The sequence below is a fragment of the Magnetospirillum molischianum DSM 120 genome, assembly GCF_000294655.1.
Classification (GTDB): Bacteria; Pseudomonadota; Alphaproteobacteria; order Rhodospirillales; family Magnetospirillaceae; genus Phaeospirillum; species Phaeospirillum molischianum.
This window is the reverse complement of the sequence record NZ_CAHP01000053.1, coordinates 37,409-52,853: the sequence shown is the minus strand read 5'-3', so window position 1 is coordinate 52,853 and position 15,445 is coordinate 37,409. Positions and strand designations below refer to the sequence as shown.

Sequence of the window (15,445 nt, the reverse complement as noted above, 5' to 3'; positions counted from 1 at the left end):
ATGTGCGGCATTGCCGGCTTTCGCGACGTCACCCCCCGCGCTGCCGGGAACGGCTTGGGAGAAACCGCCCGCGCCATGGGCGACGCCATCCGCCATCGCGGCCCCGACGATTGGGGTGTCTGGACCGACGACGCGGCTGGACTGGCCCTGTCGCACCGCCGCCTCTCGATCCTCGATCTGTCTCCGGCGGGGCATCAGCCTATGGTGTCTGCGTGCGGACGCTTTGTGATCGCCTATAACGGCGAGGTCTATAATCACCAGGAGATGAGGCAGAAATTAGAGGGGCGCGGCATCGTCTTTCGCGGTCATTCGGATACCGAGGTGATCGTGGAAGCCTGCGCAGCCTGGGGCGTCGAGCACACCGTCAAAGCGCTGATCGGCATGTTTGCGATCGCATTGTGGGATCGGCAGACCCGCTGTCTGACGCTGGTCCGTGACCGTCTGGGAATCAAACCGCTCTATTGGGCCAAGTTTGGCGGACTCTTTCTGTTCGGGTCGGAGTTAAAAGCCCTGATCGCTCATCCCGGCTGGACCGCCGAGATCAATCGTGATGCCGTGTCCGCCTTCTTGCGGCACAATTACGTCCCCAGCCCCCTCTCGATCTATCAGGGTGTCCACAAGCTGTCGCCGGGCTGCATCCTGACCGTGCGGGATGGAGCCGAACCGGATATCACCCGCTTCTGGGATGCCCGGCAGGTGGTGGGAGAGGCGGTTCGCAACCGTTCCGATCTGTCGGACGCCGAGGCGACCGACCAGTTGGAGGCGCTGCTGAAGGATGCCGTGGGACGCCGCATGATCGCCGATGTCCGGTTGGGCGCCTTTCTTTCCGGCGGCATCGATAGCTCCACCGTGGTTGCCCTGATGCAGGCACAAAGCAGCCAGCCCGTCCGAACCTTCTCGATCGGATTCAACGAGAAAGGATACGACGAGGCACAGCACGCCAAGGCCGTCGCCACTCACCTGGGCACCGAGCATACCGAGCTTTACGTCGATCCCCAGCATGCGCTCGACATCATTCCGAGACTACCCGAGTGGTACGATGAGCCATTCGCCGATTCGTCTCAGATACCGACTTTCCTGGTCTCGGAGATGACCCGTAAACACGTCACCGTGGCCTTGTCGGGCGATGGGGGCGACGAGTTATTCGCCGGATATAACCGTTACGAGTTTGCCGACAGCGTCTGGAGCAAACTAAAGGCCATTCCCCGTCCCCTGCGCCGCCTGGGGGCGGCTGCGCTCAAGGCCGTGCCGCCACGCCATTGGGACAGTCTGTTTTCCATGGCTCCGGCTCGATTCCGGCGCGGTCAGATGGGCGACAAGTTGCACAAGGGAGCCGACGTGCTGCTGCTGAACGACGGCGAGGCGTTTTATCGCCGTCTGGTCAGCCACTGGACCGACCCGGACTCTGTGGTGGTGGGAGGCCACGAACCCAAAGGCATTCTTTGGACCGACGAGGCAAAGACAATCGTCCCCGATTTCGTTGAGCGATTGCAGTTCCTCGACCTCGTGACCTACCTCCCCGACGACATTCTGACCAAGGTCGATCGCGCCAGCATGGCGGTCGCCCTGGAAGCGCGGGTTCCGCTGATCGATCACCGCGTCGTCGATTTCGCCTTCAGGCTGCCCCGGCATATGAAGCGACGGAACGGACAGGGGAAATGGCTGTTGCGGCAAGTTCTCTACCGTCATGTGCCGAAAGAACTGGTCGAGCGCCCCAAGATGGGCTTTGGCGTTCCAATCGACGCCTGGCTGCGGGGACCGCTGCGGGAATGGGCCGAAGACTTGCTGTCAGAAGCCTCATTGCGCAATCACGGGCTGGTGGATGCTGCCCCGATCCGCGCAATGTGGGCCGAACATTTGTCTGGCACCCGTAACTGGCAATATCTTCTGTGGGACATCCTGATGCTCCAGGCCTGGAAGGCGAAGTATCATTGACCTCGGCAGATTTTGATAACGGCATGAGAATTCTCTTTCTGATCCGCTCGCTGGACCATGGCGGGGCCGAGCGCCAATTGGCGGTATTGGCTGGCGAACTCACCCGACGCGGCCATACCGTCGCGGTGGCGGTATTTTATGGCGATGGCCCCTTGCGCCGCGAGCTGGATCAAGCCGGAGTGACCGTTTTCGACCTGAAAAAAAGCGGGCGCTGGGACATCCCGGCCTTCCTGTTTCGGTTGATCCGGGTCGCGCGCCGGTTTCGTCCGCAGGTACTGCATGGCTACCTACCTGTCAGCAACAGCCTCGCCGCCCTGGCGTCTCGCTTCCTGCCCGGAGTCAAACTGGTGTTCGGTGTCCGCGCCTCGGACATGGATCTGGGGCGCTATGACCGGCTATCCGCCGCCGCCTATCACCTGGAGGCGCGCCTGTCGCCTTTGGCCGATGCCGTCATCAGCAATTCCCAGGCCGGGCGGCGGGCCGTCACCGCTCGCGGCATTCCCGCCGAGCGCTGTCATGTGATTCCAAACGGTATCGATACGGACCGCTTCCACGCCGATCGCGCCTTGGGGCAAAGCCTACGCCAGGGATGGGGTATCCCCCCGGAATCGCGGCTGGTGGGAATGGTGGCGCGGATCGATCCGATGAAAGGGCACGAGGTGTTCTTGCGTGCGGCGGCCCAAGCTCGGGCGATTGATCCAAGTCTGCGCTTTGTCTGTGTTGGCAAGGGTGATGCCGCATTGACCGAGCAGCTTCGGCTTCTGGCGAACGATTTGTCTTTACCGGTGATCTGGGTCGGAGCCCATGATGCAGTTGCCGCAGTTTACAACGCCTTCGATCTGTTCGTGATGCCATCTCTCTATGGCGAAGGCTTCCCCAACGTCCTCGCCGAGGCCATGGCTTGCGGGCTTCCTTGTGTCGCCACCGATGTCGGAGACGCCAGAGAAATCTTGGAGCCGTTGGGGCAAACGGTGCAGCCCGGCGATGTTGAGGCCCTGGCCCAAGCCATCTTGAATGCCCCCAAATCCCCCTGCCCCACGGCTGTCACCCGGATCGGAGAAACTTATTCCGTAACGCAGTTAGCCGATCGGACGCTAACAGTGCTCAACCACATCGTCGGCGCGCCAGATTGAGCTTGTGGCCCCCTTCCCGGATCGCGCTTTGGCTCAAGACCTCAGCAATCAGAAGCGGACGGTGACCGGTCAAAGGGAATTTGGAGGTATTGGAAGCGCCTCATCTCTTTCCTGGTACGGGTTACAGTATCCAGGATCACACCGCAGGTCAGGCTTAGGAACCCCATCAACATGACTCCCATCGACAAGATGGCAGTGGGAAAACGCGGCACCAGACCGGTTTGCAGATACGTCACCAGCACGGGTTCAATCAAAACCACCGATACCAGACCGAATATGGCGAACCCCACTGAGAAAAACGACAGCGGGCGCTCTTCCTTAACCAGCACAAGAATGGTGGCCAGAATCCTCAGGCCGTCGCGAAAGGTCCGAAGCTTACTGACCGATCCGACCGGACGATCCTTATAAGGCGTTTCGACCTCGACCACCGGCATCTCCAACTCAAGTGCATGGACGGTCAGTTCCGTCTCGATTTCGAACCCGCTGGAGAGTGCTGGGAACGACTTCACAAAACGTCGGGAGAAGACCCGGTAGCCGGAAAGCATGTCCTTGATACGATTGCCGAATATCGAAGAGACAATCGATGTCAGCAGCACATTCCCAAATCGATGACCGGGCCGATAGGCGGCCTTGATGTCCGTGACCCGAGCACCATTGACCATGTCCACACGATCGGTAAGCAGACGCTGAACAAGGATCGGCGCACTGGCGGCGTGGTAGGTATCATCGCCATCGACAAGCACATAGACATCGGCTTCGATATCAGCAAACATCCGCCGAACAACGTGCCCTTTTCCCTGAAGCGGTTCTGTACGAACAACCGCGCCGGCGGCCTTGGCAAACTCAATGGTTCGATCGTCGGAATTATTGTCATAAACGTAGACGCTCGCCGTCGGCAGTGACTCGCGAAAGGCGCGAACAACGGTGCCAATGGCTGCCTCTTCGTTATAGCACGGAACAAGAACAGCAATTCGGAGCGATTGAGGAAAAGAATGCACTGATATACCCGCCGACGGAGAAAGCGACACCATATCCAAGTGGCTCGCTTAAGATAAGTGCGATACCTACACTCCGCCCACACGAAAATTCAATAAATAAAATCACAGCTATTTCTAAACGGAAAGCACACCCCCTCGGCCAAAAAGCCGCCCAATTAAGGGTATGGGGTATGTGCTCGAAAGGAAAATAAAATGGCGATAGAAAAAATACGAACCTCGGCTTTCGCCATAATAATAGCCGGTATATCTTATGCCCTTTTACAAATTATTTTCCTTCCAGATGCCCCCATTCTTGAGCCTGATAGCGCAAGCTATCTTGCCTTCAGTCCAATTCGGACTGCGACATACCCTTTGCTATTGCGTGCAATGGGTTCGGATATAATGGTTATAATACAACCATTGTTTTATGCCATAGCGACTATTGCCATAAGCCTCTACTGCCTCACCATCAGCCGTCACCCCCTTCCGGCACTCGCTATAATGGTGGGCTTACTTATTAATCCAGAAGTTAATAACCATCACAGTCGTATCATGACAGAATCACTGTTCATGACCTGCCTGTTAGTCTTTTTAATTGCCGTTATGGCATTTTTCCGTTCCCCAGGATGGCGACTGGCCTTTGTCACCGGAATTCTTGCTGGGCTAGCGGCAACAATACGACCGTCTGGTTACGCCTTATGCCCCGTTTTGGTGGTGATGGTTCTGATGGCACGGAAACAACTTGCCGCGACACCCGTGTTCGTCATTTTGCTGGCTGCGGTGATGCCGATGCTCGTCGTGGTCGGTGGAGAACGTGCCTACACCTCATGGGTTCAGGGCGACCAAGCAACATCCCTCATGGGCCGTCACCTGTTAGCCAAGTCCATTATGATCGATGTTCCAAGACGGGAATCAGAGACCGACCCTGTTCGTCAGCAATTTTTGAATGCCGCCGAAAACACGTTCGAGCCGATTAGAACCCTGCTGAAACAAGCACCAAACCAGGATATTCTGTCCCCGCTCTCGCAGAACTATGAAACCTGCCTGGAATATGCATGCATCGCCCCAGTGCGCGCCGAGATCGACTTATCGGAACAGAAAATAAATGCGATAGCTCTATCCGTTGCCATCGAGCGCCTATCCGCAGCACCGCTTTCATATGGAAAGCTGGTATGGCTGAACTATCGAGCAATGTGGGCTCTGTATCCTCAAACGCATCCATGGCTGGCACCTGATTTTAGAACCTTTGTTATCCAACATCGTCCATTGCCATTTGCCGAATTGGTGCCGACGCTCGACATCGACGCACCTGAAAGTCGTGCGTCCCTCGTCCTCCGGCCAACGATCCTATCGATCGGGATTATGACCGGCCTTGCCGCAATAATCGCACTGGGAATGGCTTTACGGGGCAGATACTCATCCCCCCTGCTCGCGACATCTTTAATCGCAGCGCTGGCCGTCCACTTGTCACTCTTATTGACTGCCTTGGTTGGCGTTGGCATCTCTCGCTATACCATTAGCCTGTGGCCCCTTGTTATACCCGCCACGGTAATAACGGCTCTATCGGGCGGTAAACTTATCAGGGAACGCCTCAGACTTTGGCGTCCGCGCCCCCAGAGAGGATAACTTTCTTTCTCCGCCAGATTCACCCCCCACTGGGGACGGTGACGCCTGATATTGAAATATGCCCAATACGGCATTGGACCCTTCCGGAAACTGGCGTCGTGGCTGAATTTATGATTCCATCCTTGGAGGCTGAGATGCGAGGGTGGAGCGATCCGGCAAAAGGGTCAGATCGAGGGGGGGCCGCATCATTTCACCAATGCGGACAATTCCTTGAATTCCGGCGTTCCGGCACGGTGGAGCCACTCGAAGATCACCATTTCAACCGTGGCAATCTCGATTCCATTGTCGGCCATCCGAGCCATCGCCGCCTGATAATTGGCCTCGGTCCGCGAAGCACAGGCATCGACCACCACCACAGGATCGTATCCGGCAGCCTTAAACCCCAGCGCAGACTGCAACACGCAGATATGCGATTCGATCCCGGCCAGGACGATTCGGGGACGCCCCAGCCCGTCGATTCTCGCTCGGATCGCCGGATCGTGGGCACAGGAAAAATGCAGCTTCTCCATCACCGCATTCTCGGGAGCCAACGCCAACAACTCACCTGCGGTCCGCCCCAAGCCTTTGGGATATTGCTCGGTAATCACCACCGGCAGCCCCAGCCGCGCTGCCGCCCGCATCAGCAAAGCGCAGCCGCGATAGACCCTGCGCGGGTCGAACATCACCGGAACCAACGAGTCCTGAACATCAACGATCAGAAGGCAGGAACTGCCCGCATCGATTAACATGGTGCCCCCCTATTTTTCCGGTTTTCGTGGGGCACAAAGGGTATCGACCGGATCGGTTTGGCGCAATCCTTGTCGCATCGACGGCTTTTCGCAGTTACGACGTTGACTTGGCCGAAAGAATCCCTATTATTCCGCCGCGTATGACATCCCCTATCGAACATGGCCGCTCGGACGGCCCGGAAAACCCCTCGATGACTTTCGAGGATCTGGGCCTCGGCCCCGAGCTTCTCAAAGCGCTGGCTGAGGTTGGCTACACCAGCCCAACGCCCATTCAAGCGCAGGCGATCCCTGTTGTCTTGATGGGAAGGGATGTGCTGGGCTGTGCTCAGACCGGCACCGGCAAAACGGCCTCCTTCACGTTGCCGATGATTGAGATTCTCGCGGCGGGTCGCGCCAAAGCGCGTATGCCGCGCTCGCTGATCCTGGCCCCCACCCGCGAGTTGGCAGCCCAGGCCGCGGAGAACTTCGATAATTACGGCAAATATCACCGACTGACCAAAGCACTGATCATCGGCGGCGAGTCGATGAGCGACCAGTCCGCCTTGCTGGATCGTGGCGTCGATGTGCTGATCGCCACGCCGGGGCGCCTCCTTGATATGTTCGAGCGCGGGCGCATCCTGCTCAACGACGTCAAGGTTCTCGTGATCGACGAAGCCGACCGGATGCTCGACATGGGCTTCATCCCCGATGTCGAACGGATCGTCGGTCTGCTGCCGAAAATCCGTCAGACCCTGTTTTTCTCGGCAACACTGGGGCCGGAAATTCGTCGGTTGGCCGACGCGTTCCTGATGAACCCCAAGGAAATTACCGTTTCTCCCGGCACATCGACCGCCGCAACGGTCGAGCAGCATCTTGCCGTGGTCGAGGAAATCGACAAGCGCGAGACGCTCCGCCATCTGATCCGGACCGAGAACGTCAAAAACGCCTTCATCTTTTGTAATCGCAAGCGCGATGTCGATATCCTTTATCGTTCGCTGAAAAAGCACGATTTCGATGTCTGTCAGTTGCATGGCGACATGGCGCAGTCGGCCCGCGGCGACACGCTTGAAAGCTTCAAGAAGGGCGAGATCCGGCTGATGGTCTGCTCCGATGTCGCCGCACGCGGTATCGACGTCTCGGCGGTCAGCCACGTCTTTAATTTCGATGTTCCGATCCATGCCGAGGATTACGTCCACCGTATCGGACGCACGGGACGCGCTGGAATGGCAGGTCGCGCGTTTACCATCGCAATCCCCGACGACGGTAAGGCCGTCGTCGCGATCGAAAAGTTGATCGGGAATACCATCCCCCGCATCTCCGTCGAGGGGGTGCCCGCCCTGGAGTTGGACATGACTGCCCGCAAGGGTCGTGGTGGACGTGGTGCCGTGAAGCCCACCGGACGCAGTGAACGCAGTCGGCCCGCGCGCGGCGAAAGTGCAGCGGCCGCTCCGGTCGCGGCTGCTGCCCCCCGAGATCCGCAACCAGCCCGCCCCGCCGCGATCGAGCCGCCGCAGGCCCGCCCCGCCGCCGTTGTTTCTCCGCGTGACGAGATGTCGGTTCGTGACATCCGCCCTGCCCCCGAATCCCGCTCGCGGTTCCGTGAAGAACGCGGTCGTGGTCGCGATGATCGCGGTCGCCGCCGGGGCCGGATCGACGAGCTTGGCATCGGCGAAATGTTGCATGCCGACGACGTGGTTGGATTTGGCGATCATCCGCCGGATTTCATCCTGATCCCGGTACCGTTGCCGTCCAAGCTGTCTGCCCGTGAGTTGGCGGACGAAGCCGAGGACGAGGGAGATTTGGAGGCTGACGTCGAGGAGTAAGCCCGGCAGATTTTTCTGCCGTCCTTATTTCCTTGCCGCCAAACCGGAGGATAGCCCCGATGCAGACCATTTTTGTCATGCTGAAGTGCCTGCCGGGTCAGGCCTATCAAGTTGCCGACCACGCCGTCGAGATCGAGGCCGTGTCCGAAGTCCATTCGATTTCGGGTCAATACGATCTGATGTTGAAGTGCTATCTTGAGGATGGCGTCGATCTTGGGCAGTTCGTGGTCGAAAATATCCAGACCCTGCCCGGTGTCACCGATACCTTTACCTTAATCGCTTTTAAGGCGTTCACCTAGAAGACCGCCGGGGGACGGACCCACTCGTCAGGGTGGGATCACCCTGTCCACAAGTTTTTTCCGGTGGCTCCAAACGGGTGTTCCTTCACTTGACCCGTCCCCCCACACTCGGCGAAAAAAATATCACCCCAAATTTTGGGGAGATGGCGGAGAGGACGACGGCGAATGCATGACCCTCGCGATGCGCGTGCCGATAGCCACCCTATCAGCCCTTACGACCTACGTCGGGCCACCGAATCGGCCGCCCGCGCCGCCTATGACTGGATCGGCCGCGGCGACCGGGCTTTAGCCGACGATGCGGCGGTCGGAGCGATGGCCGCCAGGCTGGAACAACTGCCTCTCGACGCGATTCTGCAAATCGGCGAAGGCCCCCGCGATGAGATTTCCTCTCTCTATCACGGGCAGCGTTTCGGTAACTCCGAGCAAGCCCCGAAATGGGATCTGGTGGTCGATCCGCTGGAAGGCACCAGCTATCTCGCCAAGGGCATGACCAACGCGATGGCGGTGGTCGGACTGGCTCCACATGGCAGCCTGCTCGACCTTCATCCCGTCCGCTATGTCGAGAAGCTGGCGGTTCCTCCCGCCGCGCGGGGCCGGGTCGATCCCGCCGCTCCGATCTCCGAACGACTGCGTCAGTTGTCACGCGCTCTGGGCAAGCCTATCCTCGACCTCACCATTTATGTGATTGAAAAGCCACGCAACAAGGCGCTGGTCGAAGCTATTCACGAGGCAGGAGCCCGTGTTGCGCTGTATCCAGCGGGAGATGTTGCCGGGGCGCTGATGGCCGTGACGCCAGGATCGGGCATCGACGCCCTGATGGGCACCGGCGGCGTGCCCGAAGGCATGCTGTCGGCGATCGCGATCCGCGCCATGGGCGGCGATTTCATGGCACGGGTCGATCCCCAACTGGCCACAGAGCAACAAGCGGTCGAAGCAACCGAAATGGACCTGACGCGCTGGTATCGGCTGGAGGAACTGGTGCGCTCGGATAAAGTCGCTTTCTGCGCCACCGGCATCACCACCGGATTGCTCCTCGACGGCGTAGAGCGCCGGGGCGACCAAGAACTGACCCATACCCTGATGATCGGCGGACCGGCCGGACATCGCCAGATGCTGACCAGTTGGCATAAACGCAGCTGACCTGCCCGCTACTTTTTTGCCCCCCACCCCCCTGCCGATAAGGACCGCACGATGACTTCCCCAGCCGACATGGCCAACGCCATCCGCTTCCTGTCCATGGATGCCGTCGAGGCGGCTAAGTCCGGCCATCCCGGCATGCCCATGGGCATGGCCGACGTGGCGACCGTGCTGTTCACTCGCTTCCTTAAGTTCGATGCGAAGGCTCCCCGCTGGGCCGACCGCGACCGCTTCATCCTCTCCGCCGGTCACGGCTCGATGCTGCTGTACGCGTTGGGCTACCTGACTGGCTACGAAGATCTCGACATCGAACAGATCCGCAATTTCCGCCAGTTCGGAGCCCGCACGGCCGGCCACCCCGAATTCGGCCATGTCGCGATCGCCGAAACCACCACCGGCCCGCTGGGTCAGGGGCTGGCCAATGCCGTTGGCATGGCGCTGGCGGAAAAGATGATGGCGGCGCGTCACGGCGACGGCATCGTCAACCACTACACCTATGTCATCGCTGGCGACGGCTGTCTGATGGAAGGGATCAGCCAGGAGGCGATCTCGCTTGCCGGACACTGGCAGCTGTCGAAGCTGATCCTGCTGTGGGACGACAATCATATCTGCATCGACGGCGACACCTCCCTATCAACCTCGGAAGACCAGTTGGGTCGTTTCACCGCCGCCAATTGGGATGTCGCCCGCGTCGATGGTCACGATCCCGAGGCGATCGCCGCCGCGATTGAGGCGGCCAAGGCCACCAACCGCCCCAGCCTGATTGCCTGCCGGACCGTGATCGGTTTTGGCGCTCCCACCAAGGGCGGCACCGAGAAAGTCCACGGTGCACCGCTGGGAGCTGAAGAAATTGCTGGCGCACGGGCCAAGCTGGGCTGGCCGCACGCACCGTTCGAGATTCCCGCGCCCATCCTCGATTCCTGGCGGGCTGCCGGTATCCGTGGCGCAGCCGAGCGTACCGCCTGGGAAGCGCGTCTGGCCGCATACCCTGAACGTGCCGAGTTCGAACGCACGGTGGCGGGCCGTCTGCCCGAGAACTGGCACCAGACCGTGCTGGACTTCAAGCGCAAGGTGACGGCGGAACAGCCGAAATGGGCCACCCGCAAGTCAAGCCAGGAAGCGCTGGAAGCCCTCACCCCGGTGATCCCCGAACTGATCGGCGGCTCGGCCGACCTCACCCATTCCAACCTGACCCACACCAAGGTCACTCGCTCGATCACCCCGACCGATTTCTCCGGCCGCTACATCCATTACGGTGTGCGTGAACACGGCATGGCGGCAATCATGAACGGCCTGTCGCTGCATGGCGGCTTCATCCCCTATGGCGGCACCTTCCTGATTTTCGCTAATTACCTGTGGCCGGCGCTGCGGATGAGCGCGATGATGAACCGCCGGGTGATTTATGTCCTGACCCACGATTCGATTGGGCTGGGCGAGGACGGCCCCACCCATCAGCCGATCGAGACCGTAACGGCTCTGCGCGCCACTCCCAACGTTCTGGTGTTCCGCCCGTGCGATCCGGTCGAGACGATCGAAGCTTATGAAGCGGCGCTCGACAACGAAACCGGCCCCAGCGTTCTGGCTCTGTCGCGTCAGAACTTGCCGACTCTGCGCACCATTCATTCCGACGATAATCTGACCGCCCGCGGCGGCTATATTCTGGCTGAATCCGATCTGGATTCCCGTCAGGTCACACTCATCGCCACCGGCTCCGAAGTGTCGCTTGCGCTCGAAGCCAAGGATCTGCTGGAAAGCCGGGGGATCGGCACGGCTGTGGTCTCGCTGCCCTGTTGGGAACTGTTCGAGCGCCAGACGAAGGAGTATCGTTCGGCAGTACTGGGGGAAGGAACCGTCCGCATCGCCGTCGAAGCACTCGGCACCTTTGGCTGGGAGCGCTGGGTCGGCGATAACGGCGCGGTGATCGGCATGACCGGCTTTGGCGCCTCGGCCCCCGCCGACAAACTTTATAACCATTTCGGCATCACCGCTCACGCGGTCGCCGAGGCCGCGCAGGCCCGTCTGTAACCCGCCAGCGCGACCACAAAAACGTTAGGAAGGAGACTGTTATGTCGCTCGTTTCGCTGCGCCAGTTGCTCGACCACGCCGCCGAGCACGGCTATGGCATCCCCGCCTTCAACGTCAACAACATGGAGCAGGTCAAGGCGATCATGGAGGCGGCCGCAGCCACCGACAGCCCGGTCATCCTCCAGGCATCGGCTGGTGCCCGAAAGTACGCGGGCGAGGCATTCTTGCGCCACCTGATCCTTGCCGCGACCGAAGCCTATCCGCAGATTCCGGTCTGCATGCATCAGGATCACGGCACCTCGCCGTCGATCAACGTCCGAGCGATCCAATCTGGATTCTCGTCGGTGATGATGGATGGCAGCCTGAAGGAAGACGGCAAGACTCCTTCCGATTGGGACTATAACGTCCGCGTCACCCGTCAGGTTGTCGATATCGCTCATGCCTGTGGCGTTTCAGTCGAAGGTGAGTTGGGATGTCTTGGTTCGCTCGAAACCGGCACCGCCGGTGAGGAAGACGGCGTCGGCGCGACCGGTAAGCTCGACCACTCGCAATTGCTGACCGATCCCAATGAAGCCGCCGAATTCGTCAAGCAGACCCAGGTCGATGCGTTGGCGATCGCGATCGGCACCAGCCACGGTGCCTATAAGTTCACCCGTCCGCCGACGGGCGACGTTCTGGCGATCAGCCGGGTCAAGGAAATCCACGCCCGCATCCCCAACACTCATCTGGTGATGCACGGCTCCAGCTCGGTACCGCAGGACTGGCTGAAAATCATTAACGACAATGGCGGCGACCTGGGCGAGACCTATGGCGTTCCCGTCGAAGAGATCGTCGAAGCAATCAAGCACGGTGTCCGCAAGGTCAATATCGACACCGATCTGCGGATGGCCTCGACCGGAGCGATCCGCAAGTTCTTCAATGACGAGCCGAAGAAGTTCGATCCGCGCGATTATTTCAAACAGACGATCAAAAGCATGAGCGGGATCTGCAAAGCCCGTTACGAAGCCTTTGGATCCGCCGGCAACGCCAGCAAGATCAAAGTGATCGGGCTGGAGGAAATGACCACCCGCTATGCCTCGGGTGAGCTGGCCCCCAAGATCGCCTGATCCCGCCCCGCCGATCTCCGCCCCATCCAGCCTAAAAAGCCGCGATGGGGCGGTTNTTTACTCCTCCCGCTTGGACCTGTACCCCTCATGACCGTCAAGATCGCTCCCAGCATCCTCTCCGCCGATTTTGCCCGCCTGGGCGAGGAAGTCCGCGCTATCGACAACGCTGGCGGCGACTGGATTCATATCGACGTGATGGATGGGCACTTTGTCCCCAACCTGACTATCGGCCCTGCGGTGATCAAGGCCCTACGCCCCCATACCGCCAGACCGTTCGACGTCCACCTTATGATCAACCCGGCCCAGCCATTCATTGAGGATTACGCCAAGGCCGGAGCCGATTACATCACCGTCCATGCCGAAGCCGATCTGCATATCGACCGCTCGCTCCAGCTGATTCGTTCGCTTGGTAAGAAGGCCGGACTGTCACTCAACCCGGCCACTCCAGAAAACGTGCTGGAATACCTGCTTGATCGCCTCGATCTGATCCTGGTGATGAGCGTCAATCCTGGCTTTGGCGGCCAGAGCTTTATCGAATCGCAAGTAGAGAAGGTCGCCCGTATCCGTAAGATGATCGGTGACCGACCGATCGAACTCGAAGTTGACGGTGGCGTCACCGCCGAGATCGCACCGCGTCTGATCAAGGCTGGAGCAACTGCCTTTGTCGCCGGTTCGGCGGTATTCAAAACTCCCGATTACGCCGGAAACATTGCCGCTTTGCGTGGGATCTGATTTTCCTTTCCCAATCGTCCGGGAAGGAAAAAAACATTTGCCAGAGTGCGGGAGTTGCGCTACTTTCCGCGCCTCCCCATCGACCGGGGGAACAAGCTCCTGCGGAGGGGTGCCAGAGCGGTCGAATGGGCCGGTCTCGAAAACCGGTGTGGGGGCAACCTCACCGTGGGTTCGAATCCCACCCCCTCCGCCAATTACTTCTTTTCATTTGCTATTTCGACGTTTGGCCCCAATGCAACCGGGACCGAACCGTCGTAGTGTGTGCCGAATCGTGTGCCGACCGTCCCGAACTAGGGACGAGACGGTCAGATACGGGTTTCCCTCTCCATGCCAGAAGACAGGGTTTCTCCGATCCCTACCGGCTGCTCCGCCCTGGTTTTCAGGTAGCGGAAACCGTGCGCAACACTTCGCTCGGTCGCCAGAGCCGTTCCGATGTCATCGAGCGGGGTTTGTAGGTCTTGTTGGTGCGGGTCAGGTTGACCGCCATCCGCTAGCCGGTCATCTCGATATGTGCCCAGAGAACTCCGGCAGATCACGCCAGGGCGAACCCGTTCGGGCCAGCCATAGCACCGCGTCCAAGGATGGCGTGTGGGATAGGCTTTTTGCCATGATGGCGGACGATCCCGACTTCGAATACGTCATGATCGACTCGACCATCGTCCGGGCGCACCAACATGCGGCGGGTAAAAAAGGGGGGCTGAAGCTCGTGCGATCGGGCGTTCGCGCGGCGGGCTGACCACCAAGATTCACGCCATCGTCGATGCCCTGGGCAATCCGCTACGCTTCATCCTGACGCCAGGACAGACGAGCGACTACACCCAGGCCGAGGCACTCATCACCGACGTTCCGGCAGAACACGTCCTCGGCGACAAGGGCTACGATTCTGGGGCATTCCGCGACACCATCCGCGCCCAGAACGCCGTCCCGGTCATCCCTCCGAGGAAGACATCGCCCCAGGTTTCCTGCGACTACGCACTCTATTGCGAGCGCAATCTCGTCGAGCGATTCTTCCTGAAGATCAAGAACTTCAGGCGGATCGCCACCCGTTATGACCAAACCCCAAGGGCATTCTTGTCCATTCTCTGTCTCGTCAGCGCATTCATCTGGACCAAATGAATGCCAACGACACCTAACCAAGCCGCTATGATTTTGACTCAATGCAGCTTGGTTTTACGTATTGGGACGGTAGGCCTGGACCCGAGGCGGCTCGGCCCCCAGGGCTGCCAAATCATGACCGATTCTCTCCAACGCCCCGGCATCAGCCCAGGCGGGATCGGCAGTGATGCGGATATCGCGCTGCGTTCCAGCAGCCAGCAGGCGGATCAGACTGTCTCTCGCCTTATCACCGCTGCCTGTCACTCCGGTCAGGCAATCGTAATCCTCGAACGGCGCCTTCACATCAAAGCCAACCCAATCCACCAAAGATAAGACCCGCTCCAATCGGTCGGGAAACGGTCCCGCAGTATGCAGGCCGATCTTAAAGCCCATCGACCGCACGGTAGCAATCGCGTCGGGCAGCACAGTCTGGAGAGTCGGCTCGCCCCCCGAGAAGACAACGCCGTCAAGCAAACCGCGCCGACTTTCGAGAAACGCAACCGCCTCGTTCCAGGTCAGCGCCGCTGGAGCGGTCGCGGATAAGAGGTGCGTATTGTGGCAATAGGGACAGCGCCAGGGGCAACCCTGACAGAACAGGGTCGCCACCAGCTCGCCCGGCCAGTCGCATGTGGACAGCCGGGCCAGCCCGCCGAGGCGGAGATCAGTCAAGAGCGCACTGCGCTTCAGAGAAATAGAGGCGGTCGGCGAACTCGCCTTTCTTCCCCTTGTTGAACGAGGCGAGCGGACGGTGATAGCCCATCACCCGAGTCCAGATTTCGCAGGGCTGGCGCTCGTCGTCGAGCAATTCCAAATTAGAATCGCGGGTGGTGGTAGACGGAATGTGGTTCAC

Annotated in this window: 15 protein-coding genes, 1 tRNA gene and 1 pseudogene; 12 read left to right on the top strand and 5 right to left on the bottom strand. The window is 59.8% G+C overall.

Annotated features, from left to right (window positions below; genetic code table 11):
* Both asnB and PHAMO_RS16550 read left to right on the top strand, forming a co-directional pair.
* Entirely contained in the window at positions 1-1,935 is a 1,935-nt protein-coding gene (gene asnB / locus PHAMO_RS16555; RefSeq protein ID WP_002731031.1) for an asparagine synthase (glutamine-hydrolyzing), read from the top strand.
* Between the two features lie 23 nt (positions 1,936-1,958).
* Positions 1,959-3,068: a glycosyltransferase gene (locus tag PHAMO_RS16550; protein WP_155801857.1), complete on the top strand. Its 1,110-nt coding sequence runs from the start codon at positions 1,959-1,961 to the stop codon at positions 3,066-3,068.
* Positions 3,069-3,109: 41 nt separating this feature from the next.
* Here the strand turns inward: PHAMO_RS16550 and PHAMO_RS16545 are convergent, their stop codons facing one another.
* On the bottom strand, positions 3,110-4,099 hold the full coding sequence (locus PHAMO_RS16545; protein WP_002731029.1) for a glycosyltransferase family 2 protein: 990 nt from the start codon (positions 4,097-4,099) through the stop codon (positions 3,110-3,112).
* Positions 4,100-4,258: 159 nt separating this feature from the next.
* On the opposite strand from PHAMO_RS16545, the gene PHAMO_RS16540 reads away from it, so the two are divergent.
* On the top strand, positions 4,259-5,671 hold the full coding sequence (locus PHAMO_RS16540) for a hypothetical protein (RefSeq protein ID WP_002731027.1): 1,413 nt from the start codon (positions 4,259-4,261) through the stop codon (positions 5,669-5,671).
* 185 nt (positions 5,672-5,856) lie between these two features.
* Here the strand turns inward: PHAMO_RS16540 and PHAMO_RS16535 are convergent, their stop codons facing one another.
* Positions 5,857-6,399 (bottom strand): hydrolase, encoded by a 543-nt coding sequence (locus tag PHAMO_RS16535; protein ID WP_002731025.1) that lies wholly within the window; start codon positions 6,397-6,399, stop codon positions 5,857-5,859.
* A gap of 191 nt (positions 6,400-6,590) precedes the next feature.
* On the opposite strand from PHAMO_RS16535, the gene PHAMO_RS16530 reads away from it, so the two are divergent.
* The 7 genes from PHAMO_RS16530 (at position 6,591) to PHAMO_RS16500 (ending at position 13,693) form a co-directional block, all read left to right on the top strand.
* Entirely contained in the window at positions 6,591-8,201 is a 1,611-nt protein-coding gene (locus PHAMO_RS16530) for a DEAD/DEAH box helicase (RefSeq protein ID WP_002731024.1), read from the top strand.
* A 59-nt stretch (positions 8,202-8,260) separates the two neighbouring features.
* A complete protein-coding gene (locus tag PHAMO_RS16525) occupies positions 8,261-8,500 on the top strand; it encodes an Lrp/AsnC ligand binding domain-containing protein (protein WP_002731023.1) in 240 nt (79 codons plus the stop codon).
* A gap of 165 nt (positions 8,501-8,665) precedes the next feature.
* Entirely contained in the window at positions 8,666-9,640 is a 975-nt protein-coding gene (gene glpX / locus PHAMO_RS16520) for a class II fructose-bisphosphatase (protein WP_002731022.1), read from the top strand.
* 51 nt (positions 9,641-9,691) lie between these two features.
* Positions 9,692-11,662: a transketolase gene (gene tkt, locus PHAMO_RS16515; protein ID WP_002731021.1), complete on the top strand. Its 1,971-nt coding sequence runs from the start codon at positions 9,692-9,694 to the stop codon at positions 11,660-11,662.
* Between the two features lie 41 nt (positions 11,663-11,703).
* Positions 11,704-12,768, top strand: a complete 1,065-nt coding sequence (gene fba, locus PHAMO_RS16510) for a class II fructose-bisphosphate aldolase (protein WP_002731020.1) — start codon at positions 11,704-11,706, stop codon at positions 12,766-12,768.
* 87 nt (positions 12,769-12,855) lie between these two features.
* Complete coding sequence (gene rpe / locus PHAMO_RS16505; RefSeq protein ID WP_002731018.1) at positions 12,856-13,500, top strand: ribulose-phosphate 3-epimerase; 645 nt, start codon at positions 12,856-12,858, stop codon at positions 13,498-13,500.
* A gap of 103 nt (positions 13,501-13,603) precedes the next feature.
* A tRNA-Ser gene (locus PHAMO_RS16500) sits at positions 13,604-13,693 on the top strand.
* A gap of 320 nt (positions 13,694-14,013) precedes the next feature.
* On the opposite strand, the pseudogene PHAMO_RS20150 reads toward PHAMO_RS16500, so the two are convergent.
* Positions 14,014-14,119: pseudogene (locus PHAMO_RS20150) on the bottom strand (IS5/IS1182 family transposase); the annotation flags it as partial.
* Here PHAMO_RS20150 and PHAMO_RS20260 point away from each other — a divergent pair.
* On the top strand, positions 14,108-14,236 hold the full coding sequence (locus PHAMO_RS20260; protein WP_162136970.1) for a transporter: 129 nt from the start codon (positions 14,108-14,110) through the stop codon (positions 14,234-14,236). The pseudogene PHAMO_RS20150 and the gene PHAMO_RS20260 overlap by 12 nt on opposite strands.
* Positions 14,212-14,616: an IS5 family transposase gene (locus tag PHAMO_RS20435; protein ID WP_081504549.1), complete on the top strand. Its 405-nt coding sequence runs from the start codon at positions 14,212-14,214 to the stop codon at positions 14,614-14,616. Before PHAMO_RS20260 ends, PHAMO_RS20435 begins: the two co-directional genes overlap by 25 nt.
* Positions 14,617-14,670: 54 nt before the next feature.
* On the opposite strand, the gene PHAMO_RS16485 is transcribed toward PHAMO_RS20435, so the two are convergent.
* Both PHAMO_RS16485 and nrdD read right to left on the bottom strand, forming a co-directional pair.
* On the bottom strand, positions 14,671-15,264 hold the full coding sequence (locus PHAMO_RS16485; protein WP_002731015.1) for an anaerobic ribonucleoside-triphosphate reductase activating protein: 594 nt from the start codon (positions 15,262-15,264) through the stop codon (positions 14,671-14,673).
* Positions 15,257-15,445 carry an anaerobic ribonucleoside-triphosphate reductase gene (nrdD, locus tag PHAMO_RS20255; RefSeq protein WP_040567708.1) on the bottom strand — a complete coding sequence of 63 codons (189 nt, stop codon included), beginning with the start codon at positions 15,443-15,445 and terminating at the stop codon, positions 15,257-15,259. The genes PHAMO_RS16485 and nrdD overlap by 8 nt, the downstream gene beginning before the upstream one ends.